The 16718-nt window shown below is 67.2% G+C and carries 14 protein-coding genes; 4 read left to right on the top strand and 10 right to left on the bottom strand.

The window, feature by feature from the left end:
- The 3 genes from cyoC to cyoE are packed head-to-tail and all read left to right on the top strand — an operon-like array spanning position 1 to position 1860.
- A complete protein-coding gene (cyoC, locus tag DB032_RS16485; RefSeq protein WP_107800427.1) occupies positions 1 to 615 on the top strand; it encodes a cytochrome o ubiquinol oxidase subunit III in 615 nt (204 codons plus the stop codon).
- Complete coding sequence (gene cyoD / locus DB032_RS16480; protein ID WP_107800426.1) at positions 612 to 932, top strand: cytochrome o ubiquinol oxidase subunit IV; 321 nt, start codon at positions 612 to 614, stop codon at positions 930 to 932. Before cyoC ends, cyoD begins: the two co-directional genes overlap by 4 nt.
- A gap of 22 nt (positions 933 to 954) precedes the next feature.
- Positions 955 to 1860 carry a heme o synthase gene (cyoE, locus tag DB032_RS16475; protein WP_048408832.1) on the top strand — a complete coding sequence of 302 codons (906 nt, stop codon included), beginning with the start codon at positions 955 to 957 and terminating at the stop codon, positions 1858 to 1860.
- A gap of 71 nt (positions 1861 to 1931) precedes the next feature.
- Here cyoE and DB032_RS16470 read toward each other — a convergent pair whose 3' ends face one another.
- The 10 genes from DB032_RS16470 to DB032_RS16425 form a co-directional block, all read right to left on the bottom strand.
- Positions 1932 to 3896 (bottom strand): biotin carboxylase N-terminal domain-containing protein, encoded by a 1965-nt coding sequence (locus DB032_RS16470; protein ID WP_107800425.1) that lies wholly within the window; start codon positions 3894 to 3896, stop codon positions 1932 to 1934.
- 5 nt (positions 3897 to 3901) lie between these two features.
- On the bottom strand, positions 3902 to 5506 hold the full coding sequence (locus DB032_RS16465; RefSeq protein ID WP_107800424.1) for a carboxyl transferase domain-containing protein: 1605 nt from the start codon (positions 5504 to 5506) through the stop codon (positions 3902 to 3904).
- Between the two features lie 17 nt (positions 5507 to 5523).
- Positions 5524 to 6735 carry an MFS transporter gene (locus DB032_RS16460; RefSeq protein ID WP_199225923.1) on the bottom strand — a complete coding sequence of 404 codons (1212 nt, stop codon included), beginning with the start codon at positions 6733 to 6735 and terminating at the stop codon, positions 5524 to 5526.
- Positions 6728 to 7939: an aminotransferase class I/II-fold pyridoxal phosphate-dependent enzyme gene (locus tag DB032_RS16455; RefSeq protein WP_107800423.1), complete on the bottom strand. Its 1212-nt coding sequence runs from the start codon at positions 7937 to 7939 to the stop codon at positions 6728 to 6730. Before DB032_RS16455 ends, DB032_RS16460 begins: the two co-directional genes overlap by 8 nt.
- A 52-nt stretch (positions 7940 to 7991) precedes the next feature.
- Positions 7992 to 9194 carry a 3-oxoadipyl-CoA thiolase gene (gene pcaF, locus DB032_RS16450; RefSeq protein WP_107800422.1) on the bottom strand — a complete coding sequence of 401 codons (1203 nt, stop codon included), beginning with the start codon at positions 9192 to 9194 and terminating at the stop codon, positions 7992 to 7994.
- Between the two features lie 12 nt (positions 9195 to 9206).
- On the bottom strand, positions 9207 to 9875 hold the full coding sequence (locus DB032_RS16445) for an alpha/beta hydrolase (protein ID WP_107800421.1): 669 nt from the start codon (positions 9873 to 9875) through the stop codon (positions 9207 to 9209).
- Positions 9876 to 9887: 12 nt separating this feature from the next.
- Positions 9888 to 10709: a 3-keto-5-aminohexanoate cleavage protein gene (locus DB032_RS16440; RefSeq protein WP_048415426.1), complete on the bottom strand. Its 822-nt coding sequence runs from the start codon at positions 10707 to 10709 to the stop codon at positions 9888 to 9890.
- Between the two features lie 44 nt (positions 10710 to 10753).
- Positions 10754 to 11683, bottom strand: coding sequence for a DMT family transporter (locus DB032_RS16435; RefSeq protein ID WP_107800420.1), 930 nt, complete (start codon positions 11681 to 11683; stop codon positions 10754 to 10756).
- 208 nt (positions 11684 to 11891) lie between these two features.
- Positions 11892 to 12653, bottom strand: coding sequence for a helix-turn-helix domain-containing protein (locus tag DB032_RS16430; protein WP_199225921.1), 762 nt, complete (start codon positions 12651 to 12653; stop codon positions 11892 to 11894).
- A gap of 247 nt (positions 12654 to 12900) precedes the next feature.
- Positions 12901 to 14928, bottom strand: a complete 2028-nt coding sequence (locus DB032_RS16425; RefSeq protein WP_107800419.1) for a glycoside hydrolase family 3 protein — start codon at positions 14926 to 14928, stop codon at positions 12901 to 12903.
- Between the two features lie 462 nt (positions 14929 to 15390).
- Here DB032_RS16425 and dusA point away from each other — a divergent pair, with 462 nt between their 5' ends.
- Entirely contained in the window at positions 15391 to 16413 is a 1023-nt protein-coding gene (dusA, locus tag DB032_RS16420) for a tRNA dihydrouridine(20/20a) synthase DusA (protein ID WP_255411658.1), read from the top strand.
- The last annotated feature ends 305 nt before the right edge of the window (positions 16414 to 16718 follow it).

Here is a 16718-nt window from a genome sequence, read left to right as displayed (position 1 = left end):
ATGACGACTTATGTAAAAGACGCGCACGAAGCGCACGACGACCACGAGCACCACGACAGCGGTTCGCAAACCGTGTTGGGCTTCTGGTTCTACCTGATGACCGACTGCATCCTGTTCGCCAGCGCGTTCGCGGCTTACGCCGTGCTGTTCCGCAATGTGGCGGAAGGCGTGTCCGGCAAGGAGATCTTCGATCTGCAATACGTGCTGGTGGAGACCGCGGCGCTGCTGCTGTCTTCCATCACCTACGGCTTTGCGATGATCGCCGGTCAGAAGGGCAATAAATCCGCGGTGCTGGGCTGGCTGGGCATGACCTTCCTGTTCGGCGCCGCCTTCATCGGCCTGGAAATCAACGAATTCCACCACCTGATCTCCGAGGGCCACGGCCCGCAGGTCAGCGCCTTCCTGTCGGCCTTCTTCGGCCTGGTGGGCCTGCACGGCCTGCACGTGACCGCCGGCCTGATCTGGATGGCGGTGATGATGATGGAAGTGGCCAAGACCGGCCTGACCGGCCGCGCGATGACGCGTCTGAACTGCCTGTCGCTGTTCTGGCACTTCCTCGACATCGTGTGGATCTGCGTGTTCACCGTCGTCTACCTGAAAGGAGCCATGGGATGAGCCAGGCACATCAACACGCCGCCCACGGCAGCGTGAAAAGCTATCTGATCGGCTTCCTGCTGTCGGTGGCGCTCACCGCCATTCCGTTCTGGATGGTGATGGGCGGCGCCTTCACGCCGCAGGCGACGGCGATCGGCATCTTCGCGCTGGCGGTGGTGCAGATCGTGGTGCATCTGAAGTATTTCCTGCATCTGGACTTCAGCAAGGAGGGCAAGCTCAATACCTTCTCCTTCCTGTTCACCGGCATGGTCATCGTGCTGCTGGTCGGGCTGTCGATCTGGATCATCTACACCGCCGACGCGCTGATGATGCGCTGAGGCGGGTTTGAGAGAGACCGTCTTGACATTCAAGCGCTATCTGCAGGTGACCAAGCCGGGCATCATCTTCGGCAACCTGATCTCGGCCGTCGGCGGTTTTCTGCTGGCGGCCCAGGGCAGGGTTGACTGGAGCTTGCTGCTGGCCACCCTGGCCGGCCTCTCGCTGGTGGTGGCGTCCGGCTGCGCGATCAACAACTGCATAGACCGGGACATCGACGCCAAGATGGCCCGCACCCGCAAGCGGGTGCTGGTCACCGGCGCGATGAGCGCGCGGGCGGCGTTGGCCCATGGCCTGCTGCTCGGCCTGGCCGGCTTCTACGCGCTGTGGCGTTGGACCAATCCGCTGGCCTTCGGCTGCGTGCTGTTCGGCTTCGTCATCTATGTGGGGGTGTACAGCCTCTATATGAAGCGCCATTCGGTGTACGGCACCCTGGTGGGCAGCTTGTCCGGCGCGGTGCCGCCGGTGGCCGGCTATTGCGCGGTGACCGGCCGTTTCGACGCCGGCGCGGCCATCCTGCTGCTGATGTTCTGTCTGTGGCAGATGCCGCATTCCTACGCCATCGCCATCTTCCGTCTGCAGGATTACCAGGCGGCGGGGATTCCGGTGCTGCCGGTGGTCAAGGGCATTTCCAGCGCCAAGCGCCAGATCGTGCTCTACATCCTGGCCTTCGGCGCCGCCACCGCGATGCTGGCCTTCGGCGGCTACGCCGGCTACGGCTATCTGGCGGTGGCCGGGGCCACCAGCCTGTGGTGGCTGAAGATGGCCTTGTCCGGCTACAAGCGCAGCATCGACGACCGCGTCTGGGCGCGTCAGCTGTTCTTCTTCTCCATCGTCACCATCACCGCGTTGTCGGTGATGATGGCGGTGGATTTCCGGCAGCCGGAACGCCAACAGCTGGCCGGTTTGAGCGCGTCCGCGCAGTCCTGAACGGAAGCAAGCCAAGACAAAGCGCGGGTCGCGGCCCGCGCTTTTTTCATGGCTGAGCGGCTAGAGGCCGATCAAACGTCGTCGGCCGCGACGCTGACCAGCAGCTGGTCGGCGGCGACGATGTCGCCCACCCGGCAATGCAGCGCGCTGACGACGCCGGCGCGCGGCGCGTAGATGCGGTTTTCCATCTTCATCGCCTCGACCACGGCCAGCACCTGATTGGCCTCCACCCGCTCATTGACCGCCACCGGCAGCGCCACCACCGTGCCCGGCATCGGCGAGGCCACCCGCTGGCCGGCCTCGGCGTCCGCCTCGGCGGCTTCCGGCTGCTCCGCCTGCAAGCGCAGCCGATGGCCGGCCACCGTCAACTCCATGTCGTCGCCGCAGGGCAGGGCGCTCCATTGCCGCCCGTCCACCTCGCCGCGCCACAGCTCGCCGTCGCGGCGCAGTTCCACGCGCAGGCTCCGCTCTCCCACCGCCGCGCGGACCTGGGCGCCTGAGCGTTCCAGCAGCCGGGCCTGCCAGCGCGAGGCGCCGGCGCGATAGCTCAGCCGGCCCAAGGGCGCGTCCGGGTCCAGCGCGGCGCGGTCGTGCGGGCCGATGCCGCCCTGCCAGGGCGAGGACGATTCGACGCAGGCCAGGGTCAGTTCGACGGCGGCGGCGCAGGCGACGGCCTCGGCCAGCGGCGCGGCTTCCGGCGCGGCGGCGAGCTGGTCGACCAGATGGGTGTCCAGCTGGCCGGCCCGCACCCGCGGCTCGCGCAGCAGCCGCTCGATGAAGCCCAGATTGGTGCTCAGGCCCGGCAGCGCGGTGTCGCGCGCGGCGGCTTGCAGCGCGTCCAAGGCCGCGGCGCGGCTGCCGCCGTGGGCGATCAGCTTGGCCAGCATCGGGTCGTAGAAAGCCGGCACCTCGCCGCCGTCGCTGTCGAAGGCCGCGTCCACGCGGCAGCCTTGCGGCCAGCGCGCCAGCAGCGCCTTGCCCGGCATGGGCGCGAACTCGCGCAGCGGGTCTTCGGCGTAGACCCGGCATTCGATGGCGTGGCCGTCGGCGCGGATCTCCTCCTGGCGCAGCGGCAGGGCTTCGCCGGCGGCGACGCGCAACTGCCATTCCACCAGATCCAGTCCGGTGACGGCCTCGGTGACCGGGTGCTCCACCTGCAAGCGGGTGTTCACCTCAAGGAAATAGAACTGGCCGTCTGGCGCCAGGATGAATTCAAAAGTGCCGGCGTTTTGGTAGCCGATGGCCGCCGCGCCGCGCACCGCGGTGTCCAGCAGCGCGGCGCGGGTGGCGGCCGGCATCGCGCAGGCCGGCGCCTCCTCGATGATTTTCTGGTGGCGGCGCTGCAAGGAGCATTCGCGTTCGAACAGATGCGCCACATTGCCGTGTCGGTCGCCGAACACCTGCACTTCCAGATGGCGCGGCCGCGCGATATAGCGCTCCACCAGCAGCCGGCCGTCGCCGAAGCTGGAGCGGCCGACGCGCACCGCGGCGTCCACCGCCTCGCGCAGCGCGGCTTCTTCCCACACCACTTGCATGCCCTTGCCGCCGCCGCCGGCCACCGGCTTGAGGATGACCGGATAGCCGATCTCGGCGCAGCTCTCCAGAATCAGTCCGTAGGACTCGGTGGCTTCCGCCGAGCCCGGCGTCACCGGCACGCCCGCCGCCGCCATCAATTGGCGCGCGCGCGCCTTGTCGCCCATCTGGGCGATGGTGTCGGCGTCGGGGCCGATGAAGACCAGGCCGGCGGCGGTCACCGCGCGGGCGAAGTCGGCGTTTTCCGACAGGAAGCCGTAACCGGGATGGATGGCCTCGCAACCGCTGTCCAGCGCCGCGGCGATGATGGCCTCGCCGTTCAGATAGCTGGCGCTGGACGGGGCCTCGCCTATCCAGCGCCGCTCCGCGGCCCCTTCCAGGTGCGCGGCACCGGCGTCGGCCGTGGAGTAGACTGCGACATGCTCGATGCCGAGCCGCCGGCAGCTGCGGGCGATGCGGCGCGCGATCTCGCCGCGGTTGGCGATCAAAATTCGTTTGAACATGGTGTTTACATCCTGAATACGCCGAAGCGGGTGTCTTGGACCGGGGCGGCGGCGGCCAGCGCCAGGCTGAGCGCCAGCCATTCTCGGGTCTGGGCCGGGTCGACGATGGCGTCCACCCACATGCGGGCCGCCACGTACAGCGCCTGGCCCTGGCGCTCGTAGGCGTCGCGGATCGGCCGCTTGAAGTTTTCCTCTTCTTCCGGCGTCCAGGCCTTGCCCTGTTTTTCCAATTGCTCGGCGCGGATCAGCGCCAGCACCGTCGCCGCCTGTTCGCCGCCCACCACCGTGGTCTTGGCGTTGGGCCACATCGCCATCAACTGCGGGCCGATGGCGCGGCCGCACATGGCCAGATTGCCGGCGCCGTAGCTGCCGCCGATCAGGATGCTGAACTTGGGCACGCGGGCGCAGGAGGCGGCGTTGACCATCTTGGCCCCGTGTTTGGCGATGCCGCCGGCCTCGTATTCCGCGCCCACCATGAAACCGTTGATATTGTGCAGGAACAGCAGCGGAATGCCGCGTTGGGCGCAGAGTTCGATGAAGTTGGCCGCTTTTTGCGCGCTTTCCGAGAACAGCACGCCGTCGTTGATCAGCACGCCCACCGGATAGCCGCCGATGTGGCCGGTGCCGCACAGAATGGTGGCGCCGAAACGGGCGCGGTATTCGGCGAAGGCGGAGTCGTCCAGCAGCCGGGCCAGGATTTCCCGCGCCGGAATATGCTCGCGCGGGTTGGCGCTGACGATGCCGGCCAGTTCCGCCGGATCGTAACGCGGCGGCCGCGGCGCTTGCGGCGGCGCGTACTGCCGGCCGCGGCCGCGGCGCGCGACGATGTCCCGCATCAGCCGCAGCGCGTGTTCGTCGCTGAGCGCGTAGTGATCCGCCACCCCGCTGTCGCGGGCGTGCACATCGGCGCCGCCCAGGGTTTCCGCGTCCACGATCACCCCGGTGGCGGCGCGCACCAGTTGCGGGCCGCCCAGGAAGATGGAGCCGTTGCCGCGCACGATGATGGTTTCGTCGCTCATCGCCGGGATGTAGGCGCCGCCGGCGGTGCAAGAGCCGAGCACCGCCGAGATCTGCGGCAGGCCCAGCGCCGACATCTCGGCGATATTGCGGAAGATGCGGCCGAAGTGCTGCTCGTCCGGGAAGATGTCTTCCTGCAAGGGCAGGTAGACTCCGCCGGAATCCACCAGATAGAGGCAGGGCAGGCCTTGCTCTCGGGCGATCTGCTGGGTGCGCAGATGCTTGCGCAGCGTCAGCGGGTAATAAGTGCCGCCCTTGACCGAGGCGTCGTTGGCGAACACCGCCACCGCGTGGCCGGCGACGATGCCGATGCCGGTGACGATGCCGGCGCAGGGCACCGCGTGCTCGTACACGTCGTGGGCGGCCAACTGGCCGATCTCCAGAAAGGGCGTGCCGGGGTCCAGCAGCAGGGATAGGCGTTCGCGCGGGGACAGCTTGCCCTTGGCCGCTTGCTTGGCGCGCGCCTCCGGACCGCCGCCTTGCAAGGCGGCGTCGCGGGCGGCGGCGATGCGCTCGCGCAGCTGGCGGTAGGCTTCGGCGTTGCGTTCAAACGTCTCGCCGGAGGCGGGAACGCGGGATTCGATACGGGACATGGAAGAGCTTCCTCGATTCAGGCGGCGCGCGCGCGCACCTTGAACAGCACTTGCGACAGGGTCAACAGGCCCAGGGCGGCCACCGCCAGCGTCCAGGCGCCGTCGTGATGCAGCAGCACCGAGACGGTGGCGGCGATGCCGGCCAGCCCCTGCTGCAGGAAGCCGCACAGCGCCATCGCGTGCGCGCCGTGCTCCTTGGCGTCGCTGACGGCGGTGGCCATGCTGTTGGGGAACAGCACCGCCTGGCCGAAAATGGTCAGGCAGTAGAGGCCGATGAACAGCCACAGGCCGGGCAGGCGCTCCAGCAGGCCCAAGTGCCAGCCCAGCAGCATGGCCAGCGTGGCCGCGGCCAGCAGCGCCGCGCCGGCGCGCATCAGGCGCAGCCCGCCCACGCGGGCCACCAGGCGGTTCACCACCATGGCGCCGCTGAAATAGGACAGGCCGATCAACAGTCCGACGTTGCCGAAGCCGGCCACCGCCAGGCCGAAGTGCTCCTGAAACACGAAGGGGCTGACCTCTTGCAAGGTCACCGTGGTGGCGAAGCCCAGGCCGCCGGCGCAGGCCGGCCACAGAAAGCCGGGCCGGCGCAGAATGCGCCAGTACGGGCTGGGGCCGGAGGCCGCGGCGGCCGGGCGGCCGGCTTGCAGCGGCAGGCCCATGGTCAGCAGCGCCGCCACGGCGCCGGTGACCGCCATCAAGGCGAAGCCGGCTTCCCAATGACTGTATTTGCCGATCAGGCCGCCGATGAACTGGCCGCCGCCCAGCGCGGTGATGAAGGCGATGGAGAGCACGGACAATTTGCGCGCCAGATCGTCGCCGCGCCAGTGATCGCGCACGATGATGCGGGCGATGATGGCCGCGCCGCCGCCGGCGATGCCCTGCGCCACGCGCAGCGTCAGCAGCTCCGCGGCGTTGGACACGAAGGCGAGCAGCAGGCTGCAGACCACGAACAGCGCCAGCGAAATCAGCAGCGGTCCGCGCCGGCCCCAGCGGTCGGCCGCCGAGCCCCAGAACAGCACCGGCAAGGCCGCGCCCACCACATAGCCGGAAATCGACATCTCCACCAGGCTCTGGCTCATCGCCAGCTCCCGCATCACCGCCGGCAGCGAGGGCAGATACACGGTGGTGGCCATCTGCGCCATGAACACGATCAGGCAGGCCAGCGCCATCAGCCGGCCGGCCGGCTGCGCCAGCGCCGCGGGCGGCGCGGTCAGGGTTTTCTCATTCATGGGCGGCTCGCAACTGATTGAGGCAGGCGGCGAAGCGTTCGATCTCCTGCGTGGTCATATTGGCGCGGATCATGATGCGCAGGCCGGCGCGGCCCTTGGCGATCACCGGGAAGAAGATGGGCGAGGTGTAGAAACCGTCTTCCAGCAAGCTCTTGGCGTAGAAGATGGTGTTTTCCTCAGAGCCGATGGAGACGAAGCGGATGGGTAGCGGCTCGCCGCTATTGTCCGAGGCCACATGCTGGTCGAACAGGCGGATATTGTCCTGCAGCCGTTGTTGCAGACGCGGCAGCTCCTCGGAGCGGTGAATGGCCGCCGACTGGATGATGGCGCCCAGGCCGGCGGTGTTGATGCGTTGCGACCAGGTCACCGGCCCGCCGAAGCGGGTGGCCAGCTTGCGGCGCTGGGCGTCGTGGCGCGGGCCCAGGAAGATGGCGCCGCCGGACGCGCCGAAGCCCTTGTTCAGCGAGGTGACGATCAAGGTGCGCTCATTGATGCCGCCCATGGTTTCCAGCACCAGGCCGCGGCCGTGGCGGCCCAGCGTGGACAGGCCGTGGGCTTCGTCGAAGAACAGGAACAAACCGTATTTGTCCTGCAACGCCAGCAGCTCCGGCACCGGAGCCATGCCGCCGGTGCTGTAGACCCCGTCGGCGACATAGGCCACGCGCGCATGAGTCTTGCACAGGTCTTCCAGCGCGTTCAGATCGTTGTGGCGTATGGTCTGGATCTCGGCCTCGTCGGCGCAGATCGGCTTCATCATGTTCAGGCAGAAGTGGGCGTTCTTGTCGAACACCATCAAGGGCGGCACGTCTTCGGTCAGCGCGCCGGAGGCCAGCAGGGGCAGGGCGGCCGCGGCGGCGGCGGCGCAGGACGGCACGGTCAGCGTTTCCGCGTCCACCAGCTCCGCCAGCGCGTCCTCCGCCTGCTGCAGAATGTCGAACTGCACCCGGATGCGCGAAATCGAGGTGTTCAACGAGCCGGTGTTCAATACCGCGTCCGCCGCCGCCTGCAGGATGTCCGGGTGCGAGTCCAGGCCCAGATAGGAATAGGACGACATATTGACGAAGCGCTTGCCGTTGGCCACCGCCTCATGGCGGCCGTCGCCCAGGTTGCGGGTGACGATATTGGCCAGGCCGGCCTGGGTGGTGATGTCCCAGAAGCTGTTGCTCAACTGGATGGCTTTTTTGATATTGGCGTGTTGATGCATGTTTCCCCCCTCGTATGGTTTGACGGCGGCCGTCAAGGCCGCCTCGTCCGGCCTATACCCGTTCCAGAATCAGCGCCAGGCCCTGTCCCACGCCCACGCACATGGTGCACAGCGCGTAGCGCTTGCCGCCGGCCTGCAGCTGCGCGGCGGCGGTCAGCGCCAGCCGGCTGCCGCTCATGCCCAGCGGGTGGCCCAGCGCGATGGCGCCGCCCTTGGGGTTCACGCGTTCGCAATCGTCGGGCAGGCCCAGCGCGCGGGTGACCGCCAGCGCCTGGGCGGCGAAGGCCTCGTTCAGTTCGATGACGTCGATGTCCTCGATGCCGAGGCCGGCCTGGCGCAGCGCCTTGCGGCTGGCCTCGATCGGGCCCGCGCCCATGATGCGCGGCGCGATGCCGGAGCTGGCCGAGGCCAGCACCCGCGCGCGCGGACGCAGGCCGTGGCGTTGCGCCGCCGCGGCCGAGGCGATGATCATCGCCGCCGCGCCGTCGTTGACGCCGGAGGCGTTGCCGGCGGTGATGCTGGACTCCGGGCCGAACAGCGCCTTGAGCTTGGCCAGATCCTCCAGAGAGGTCTGGCGCGGATGCTCGTCGCGGCTGACGATCAGCGGGTCCTGCTTGCGGCGCGGGATCGTCACCGGGATGATCTCCTCGGCGAAGAAGCCGGTTTCCAGCGCGGCGAAGTAACGCTGCTGGCTGCGCAGCGCGAAGGCGTCCTGATCCTGGCGGCTGACGCCGAATTCGCGCGCCACGTTCTCCGCCGTGGCCGGCATGGTGTCCACGCCGTATTGTTTCTCCATCGCCGGATTGACGAAGCGCCAGCCTATGGTGGTGTCGTAGATCTGCATGTCGCGGCCGAAGGCTTTGTCCGACTTCGGCATCACGAAGGGCGCGCGCGACATGGACTCCACGCCGCCGGCGATCAGCAGCTCGGCCTCGCCGGACTTGACGGCGCGCGCCGCCAGCGCCACCGCGTCCAGGCCGGACGCGCACAGGCGGTTCACGGTCAGGCCCGGGACGCTCTCCGGATAGCCGGCCAGCAGCAGGCTCATGCGGGCCACGTTGCGGTTGTCCTCGCCGGCCTGGTTGGCGCAGCCCAGGATCACTTCGTCTATCGCCGCCGGGTCCAGGCCCGGATTGCGCTCCAGCAGCGCGCGCAGCGGCGCCGCGGCCAGATCGTCGGCGCGCACGCCGGACAAGGCGCCGCCGAAGCGGCCGATGGGGGTGCGCACGGCGTCGCAGATGAAAGCGTCGGTCATCGCGGTCTCCTCTCAGCTCAAGCTGGTTTGCGGTTGCAACAGCGCGGACAGCAAATCGCGCGCGGCGTCGATCTCGTCGGCGCAAACGTGGTGGGGCATGTCCGGGTAAACGCGGAAATCCACCTCGGCGCCGGCGCGGCGGAAGGCCTCGGCGCTGCGTTCAATGCGCTCCAGCGGCATCCAGCTGTCGCTGTCGCTGGTGCCGAAGAAGGCCGGGAAATCCAGCGCCGCGGACGGCGCGCCCCAGGCCGCCTCGTCGGGGCCGAACAGGCCGCCGGAGAAGGCGATCAGCCCGCCTATCGGGCGTGGGCGGCGATAGATGAATTCGGCGGCCAGGCAAGCGCCCTGGGAGAAGCCCATCAGCACGATCCGGCTGTCGGCGAAGCCGTAGCCGCGCAGTTCCTCGATGGTGGCCTCGACGCAGTCCAGCGCCTGGTCCAGCGAGGGCTGATTGCTCTCCAGCGGCGCCATGAAGCTGTGCGGATACCAGGTGCGGTCCTTGGCGATGGGCAGAATGTAGGCGACGTCGGCCAGGTCGATGGCCTCGCCGTTCTTGTAGGCGTCCTGGGCGCTCTGGCGGCGGCCGTGCAGCAGCACCACGGCGAGCTTGGCCTGGTTCAGCGGCGCGCCGTAGATTTCCAGGCCGTGTTCTTTATGCGGATTGGGATCGATTGTGCTCATGTAGTGTGTCCTTTAGTGGATGCCCAGAATTTGCTTGGCTTCGGCGGGGGAGGCGATCTCGCGGCCGACTTCGCCGGCCAGGCGCGCCAGGCGCTCCACCAATTGGGCGTTGTCTCGGGCCAGTTCGCCGTAGCGGTAATAGACGTTGTCTTCCAGGCCGGTGCGCACATGGCCGCCCAGCAGCAGGGTGTGCAGATTGATCGCCAGCTGGTGTTTGCCTATGCCCAGCGCCGACCACACGCTGTCCTGCGGAATGCTTTCGACGAAATGCAGCAGGTTTTTGCAGGTGGCGGCCGCGCCGCCCTGTATGCCCATGGCGAAGCTGAAGCACAGCGGGCCGCTCAGATAGCCGTCTTCCTGCAGTTTCAGCGCCTCGCCGATGATGCCCTGGTGATAGACCTCGATCTCCGGCTTGGCGCGGTATTCGCGGATGTCCAGCGCCAGCGCGCGGGCCAGCTCCGGCGGATTGATGAAGGGCTTGCTGCCGTGGTTGACCGAGCCGCAGTTGAAGGAGGCGATGTCCGGACGGAAGGACAGATGGTTCCAGGCTTCCTTCTTCTCCAGTTGCGGCGGCAGATTGAGGCCGGAGGTGCTCAGATTGATCAGGATGTCGCAGCGCTCGCGGATGCGGCGGACGATATCGCCGTAGATGTCCGCGTCGTAGCTGGGCGTGCCGTCCGGGTTGCGGGCGTGGATGTGGACCACCGAAGCGCCGGCGTTCCAGCATTCATAGGCGGCCTGGGCGATTTCTTCCGGCGAAAACGGTACGCCGGGATGTTTCTGCCGGCTGGTGATGCCGCCGTTGACGGCGGCGGTGATGATGAGTTTTTGCATGGTGGGAACGCTCATGTGAATGAAAGAGGAAAAAGCTGCGGTGTTCAGATCTTGTCGCCGACGGGCGCGGTTTGCGGCTGCGCGGCGGCGTCCGGGCGCTTGGACACCAGATAAATGCCGACGCCGATCAGCACGCCGCCGATCAGCTCATGCAGCGACAGCGAATAGCCGAAGGCGGCGAAGGAAATCAGGGTGGCGAATAGCGGGGACAGAAACAGGAAACCGCTGGTGCGCACCGCGCCGCCCAGGTCCAGCGCCATGAACCACAGCGCCATCGCGCCGGTGGTGGCCGGCAGCGCCAGCCACAGGAAGGCGGCCAGCACCCGCTCGCTGTGAGGCAGTGTCGGGACTTCGCCGCCGGCCCAGGCCAGCAGCGCCAGGCAGGCCGAACCCACCAGCATCTGCCAGAAGGTCAGCGCCCAGACGTTGATCACGATGCGGCTGCCCTTGATCACCAGCGTGGACGCCGCCCAGCAGGCCGCGCCGCACAGCACCAGCGCGTCGCCGGCGCCGAAGCCGTCCAGCTTGTTCAGGCCGATGCAGACGGCGACGCCGAAGAAGGCCAGGACCAGGCCGACGGCGGCCAGAGGGTGGATTTTTTCCTTCAGCGCCAGCCGCGACATCAAGGCCACGATCAGCGGGGTGCAGGCCATCAGAATGGCGGCCTTGGCCGGGGTGGTGCTGCGCAGCCCGATATTGAGAAAGCCCATCGATCCGGCGGTCTGCAACAGGCCGATCAAGGCCAGCACGCCCCAGGGGCGAGGGCGGACGAAGGCGCGCGGATAGCGGAAGCGCTGCCACAGCAGAATGGGCACGATGCCGGCGGCGGCGGCGGTGAAACGCGCCACCGCGGCCCACAAGGGCGGCATTTCCGACAACACGATCTTGGAGGTGGGAAAGGTGGAGCCGAACAAAAAGGTGGCGGCCAGAATCAGCAGCCAATAGCGTTTGGCGTCGTAGTTGGGATGGGACATGGTCACCTGGCCAGACGGCGGTTTCAATAGCCATTTATCATATTGAAACGGTTTGGTTCAGGCTTCTTGCAAGCGGACAATTGCTGCTTCAAAACGGACAATTATGCTGCGCTGCGGCAAAGCCGTGTCGGCGCGCGGGTCCGCGGGGCGGAAAAGAGGCGGTTCAAAGCCTCGCTCTTGCCGGCTGGGCTTTGAACCGCGGATGGGATCAGGAGAAGTACTGGCTGGGGGCCGCGTTCATGATGCGGCGGAACATGGAGGAAAACGCGCCGGGCGTTTCATAACCCAGATCGGAGGCGATCAGGGTCACCGGCTCGCCGGCGCCCAGCCGCGGCAGGGCCGAGATCGCGCACACTTGCTGACGCCAGTACAGATAAGACACGCCCAGCTCCTGCTGGAACAGCCGCGCCAGCGTGCGGCTGGACGCGCCCACCAGTTCCGCCCATTCGTTAAGCCCGCGCCGGTCGCCGGGATTGGCCAGAATCGCCGAGCACACCCGCTGCAAACGCTGATCGCTCAGCGGCGGCAGCGGCAAGGCCGTTTCCCCCGACCATTCGATTTCGTCGATCAGCACGTCCAGCAAGCGGCCTTCTTTTTGATCGGCATGGGGAATGCCGCGCGTGCGCATCAGGCGGATGATGAGTTCCCGCATCAGCGGCGAAATGGCGATGGCTTTGGAGTGGCGCGGCAATTGCGCCAGATAGTGCGGGGACTGGATGTACAGGGTGCGCAGCGACACCGTGCCGCGGGCGCGCATGCTGTGCTCCACCGCGGGCGGCATCCAGACGCCGCGCTGCGGCGGCACCAGCCACAGACCGTCGGCGGTGGACAGTTCCATCACGCCGGAAACGGCGAAAATCAGCTGGCCTTCGCGGTGTTGGTGGCGGCCGACTTGATGACCGCTGGGAAAGTCCTTGGACATGCTCCACGCGGCGAAGTCCGGTAGGACGGCGTTGGATTCTATGGCCATGCGCTTGCTTTCTTATTTGAGGGTAGCCCGGTTCCGAGCGGCTTGCGGCCCTGTTGTGCGGGCGTCTTCAGCCGTCGGTTCAGGCTCATGATACTGCAGCGCACAAAATATTCATACAGTATAAATTGTGTCTATTTCAATGCGAATGCCTTGGGGCGGCGGAGCCGCCCGCCGCAGGGACAAAAGAAAACACCGCGGCCGGAGGGCCGCGGTGCGCAGGAGGAGGGGTAAGAAGAGCGATGCTTCGTCAGAAGCTCAGCCCAAAACCGCGCGCGTAGCGCAGCGCGCCCGGCTGGCCGTTTTCGTCCAGCGCGTGGATGGCCACCGGCAGCTTGCCACCGGGCGGATTCGCGCCCAGCATCACGTCCACCAGCGCCGGCATGGACGGCCCGCGCAGGCCGTTCTCATAGCCGTAGTAGGCGTAGGTGGCCAGCGTGGCGTCGGCCAGATCGTCGTAATTGATCACGTCGTAAGGCGCGCGCAGGGTCACGTGTATCAGCTTCTTGCCTTGCCGCTTGGCGTATTCCATCGCATTGCGCATTTGCTGCGCCTCGCTGAGCGGCGGCGCGGACAGGCTGCGGGCGAAGCGGGTCCGCAGCGCGGGCAGGTCTTCCGCCACATTGAAGACCAGGGAACCGTTGCCGGCGGCCGGCGCCGGCTCGGCTTGCAGGCTGCGCTTCATCCGCGGCGCGATGGCCGGCGCGTTGGGGTCGCCGTTGCGTTCCACCGGGCTGACGCCGGTGGCCAGGGTGCCGATGACGACCACGTCGGCCTGATCGATCGCCTGTTTCTGCGCCTCCCACGGCGTGGCGCTCAATTTGGCGCCGCTGACCTGGCGATAGCCCTTTTCATCGAAGCGGCGACGCATCGCCTCGGCCTGTTCGCCCCAGGGCGTCAGGATGAAGATGCGCTGGCTGGGCGAGCGCAGCGGCAGCGCCGCGCCCTGATTGCGCAGCAGGGTGATGGATTGCCGGGTGATTTTAGCTTCCACCGCGCGATGCTCCGCGCCGCCTATGGTGCTCAGCGCCGGCAGCGGCTTGGCCTCGCCGGCCGGGGTAACCTCGTTGCGCAGCTTCATCGCCACGATGCGCCGCGCCGAGCGGTCCAGTTCGGCGCGGTCTATCCGACCGTCCGCCACCGCGGCGGCCACCTGGTCTATCAATTGACGCAGCCGGCCGGCCTGCGCGGCGGTGCGGAACTCCGTGGGCATCAGCGCGATGTCCACATCGGCCTGGAACACCTTGATCACCGCGTCGGCCTGCTCGAAGAAATCGCTGATGCCCTTCATGTCCAGCGCGTCGGTGACAGTGACGCCCTGGTAGCGCATCTCGCCGCGCAGCAGATCGTGCTGGATTTTGCGCGACATCGTCGCCGGCGCGATCATGCGTTCGCCGTTGCGGGCGGTGATTTGGCTGCTGTCCAGCGCCGGGTACTGGATGTGGGCGGTCATGATCATCTCCGGCGGCTGGCCGGAGGCGATGGCCTGGCGGTAGGGCGCCAGGTCGATGGCGTAGGCGTCGGCGCGCGACTTGTTCACCACCGGCAGGCCGTAATGGGAGTCGGTGGCGGTGTCGCCGTGGCCGGGGAAGTGCTTGAAGGAGCCGATCACGCCTTGCTCGCGCATGCCCTGCGTCGTGGCCTGGCCCAGCAGGCTGATGGTGGCCGGATCGTCGCCGTAGGCGCGGACATTGATCACCGGATTGAGCGGATTGCTGTTGACGTCCACGTCCGGCGCGAAGTTGACGTTGAAGCCGACGGCGCGGATCTCGGCGGCCAGCACGCGTCCGGAGTCGCGGGCGAGGTTGCTGTCCCGCGTCGCTTCATAGGCGGCGCCCAGCGCCATATTGCCGGGGAAGCTGGTGGCCAGCGGGCGCGGTAGGCGGAAGACATTGCCGCCTTCCTGGTCCGAGCCGATCAGCAGGCTGACCGGGCTGTTCTGCGGCCGCGCCCGGCGGATCTGCTCGGACAGACGGCGGGTTTGCTGCAAATCGCTCAGATTGTTGGCGAACAGAATCACGCCGCCGATGGCGTTGTCGCGCAGCGCGCGGCTGGCGGCGTCCGGCAGTTCGGTCATGCCGGCGGTGCAGGCGGGCTGATCGTCCGGGCACCAGTAACGGAAGGCCATCATGATTTTCTGGCCGATCTTCTCGCGAACGCTCATCTGTTCGACGATGCGCGCGGCTTGCTGCTCGACGCTGGGCTGCTCAAGGCAGCCGCTCAGCAGCGCTGGCAACAGCATCAGCGCCGGCAGGCGCAGGGAAAGTGGTTTGGACATGGTTCAACCTTGTGCTGAAGTGGAGGCATCCGGAATGACGGGCAGGCCCGTCTTGCCGCTGGCGACGCAGGTCCGGCGGCGAGGCCGGACCTGCGGACAGCCGTGGAGGCTGGGATATCTTTTTGTGAATATATTCATTTGTGAATGGTTTTTGTTAGTAATGAATTGCGCGTCGGACGCCCCTGCCAGGGCGCGCTCGGCGCGAAGAAGCGCTCGCCAAGACTAAAGCTTATGAAATTCAATTTTTGAAAAAGTTGCCTGCGGCGAGGAATTGCCTGGGGCTGTGCGACGCATCTACTTGATTGCTCGGCGTTTTTGTCTCAATGCTTGACCCTGGATCGGCTACGGGAGGATAATTCATGCCTTTTTTCAAACGCTTAGCGCGATGGCGGGCCGGCTGGCCGCCAACGCTGAGCGGCGATTGGCTTTCGGGTGGATAGGGATACGATGCAGGACAGCGGAGTGAAGCATTCTAGGGTTCCGGAGAGCGGCGGCCTGCCGTCGCGCCGGCTGTCGGTGGCGCCGATGCTGGATTGGACCGACCGTCACTACCGCTATTTCGCGCGTCAGATCACCCGGCATGCCTGGCTCTACACCGAGATGGTCACCACCGGCGCGCTGCTGCACGGCGACGTCGAACGCCATCTGCGTTTCGACGAGGCGGAGCACCCGCTGGCGCTGCAACTGGGCGGCAGCGAGCCGGCGGAGCTGGCGCGATGCGCCAGGCTGGCGGCGGAATGGGGCTACGACGAGGTCAACCTGAACGTGGGCTGCCCGTCGGAGCGTGTGCAAAAGGGCGCTTTCGGCGCCTGTCTGATGGCCGAGCCGCAATTGGTGGCCGACTGCGTCAAGGCGATGCGCGACGCGGTGTCCATCGACGTGACGGTCAAGCACCGCATCGGCATCGATCGCATCGAGCATTACGATTACCTGAGCGATTTCGTCGGCCAGGTGGCGGACGCCGGCTGCCGCACCTTCATCGTCCATGCGCGCAACGCCATCCTCAAGGGCCTGAGCCCCAAGGAAAACCGCGAAATCCCGCCCCTGAAGTACGATTACGTCTACCGGCTGAAGCAGGAGCGTCCGGATCTGGAAATCCTGATCAACGGCGGCGTCAAGAATCCGGCCGAGATCGACGAGCATCTGCGTCATGTGGACGGCGTGATGGTGGGGCGCGAGGCCTACCACAATCCCTGGCTGATGGCCGATTGGGACCAGCGCTACTACGGCGCCGGCGCCGCGCCGGAGCGTGAACAGGTGGTGGCCGCGATGATGCCCTATGTGGCGGCGCGCCTGGCCGAGGGCCACAAGACGCGCAATATCGCCCGCCACATCCTGGGCCTGTTCCAGGGCATTCCCGGCGCGAGAAACTGGCGGCGCATGCTGTCCGACGCCAAACTGCTGGACGGCGCCGACGAGCGTCTGCTGCAACAGGCCTTGGAAGCGACGCTGGGCGCCGCCCGCCGCGCGGAATCAACAGAATAAACCGCCTGGCCGCCGCGGCCAGGAACGGATTCGCGGCGCCGGGGTCTGCTGTAGCAAGGCGAGAGCGCTGTTCTTGCTGAGGCAGGGCCCGACGCCGCCATATTAAGAACGTGTTGACGATCCAAGGAGCAAGTGCGAGACAAGGCGGAAGCCGCGCGTGGCGCAAGAGCGTCTCGACGCCGCGTCAGCTCCCGCGAAGCGCTGCGGATCGTGAACAGGTTCCAAGTCGCGGGACTTCCCAAGGGGGAGCCCGCCATGGCGGCTTGCCGCCTTTTCTGTTCGCCATGCTGGTCATGGCCGTCTGG

Origin of the sequence: Chromobacterium sp. Panama (assembly GCF_003052555.1) — a bacterium.
GTDB lineage: Bacteria > Pseudomonadota > Gammaproteobacteria > Burkholderiales > Chromobacteriaceae > Chromobacterium.
This window is presented reverse-complemented; position numbering and strand designations above follow the sequence as displayed.

What these genes read in the sequence shown, in the direction of transcription:
- cyoC (WP_107800427.1), top strand. Translation starts at nt 1, where the DNA reads ATGACGACTTATGTAAAAGACGCGCACGAAGCGCACGACGACCACGAG.
- cyoD (WP_107800426.1), top strand. Translation starts at nt 612, where the DNA reads ATGAGCCAGGCACATCAACACGCCGCCCACGGCAGCGTGAAAAGCTAT.
- DB032_RS16470 (WP_107800425.1), bottom strand. Translation starts at nt 3,896, where the DNA reads ATGTTCAAACGAATTTTGATCGCCAACCGCGGCGAGATCGCGCGCCGC.
- DB032_RS16465 (WP_107800424.1), bottom strand. Translation starts at nt 5,506, where the DNA reads ATGTCCCGTATCGAATCCCGCGTTCCCGCCTCCGGCGAGACGTTTGAA.
- DB032_RS16460 (WP_199225923.1), bottom strand. Translation starts at nt 6,735, where the DNA reads ATGAATGAGAAAACCCTGACCGCGCCGCCCGCGGCGCTGGCGCAGCCG.
- DB032_RS16455 (WP_107800423.1), bottom strand. Translation starts at nt 7,939, where the DNA reads ATGCATCAACACGCCAATATCAAAAAAGCCATCCAGTTGAGCAACAGC.
- pcaF (WP_107800422.1), bottom strand. Translation starts at nt 9,194, where the DNA reads ATGACCGACGCTTTCATCTGCGACGCCGTGCGCACCCCCATCGGCCGC.
- DB032_RS16445 (WP_107800421.1), bottom strand. Translation starts at nt 9,875, where the DNA reads ATGAGCACAATCGATCCCAATCCGCATAAAGAACACGGCCTGGAAATC.
- DB032_RS16440 (WP_048415426.1), bottom strand. Translation starts at nt 10,709, where the DNA reads ATGCAAAAACTCATCATCACCGCCGCCGTCAACGGCGGCATCACCAGC.
- DB032_RS16435 (WP_107800420.1), bottom strand. Translation starts at nt 11,683, where the DNA reads ATGTCCCATCCCAACTACGACGCCAAACGCTATTGGCTGCTGATTCTG.
- DB032_RS16430 (WP_199225921.1), bottom strand. Translation starts at nt 12,653, where the DNA reads ATGGCCATAGAATCCAACGCCGTCCTACCGGACTTCGCCGCGTGGAGC.
- DB032_RS16425 (WP_107800419.1), bottom strand. Translation starts at nt 14,928, where the DNA reads ATGTCCAAACCACTTTCCCTGCGCCTGCCGGCGCTGATGCTGTTGCCA.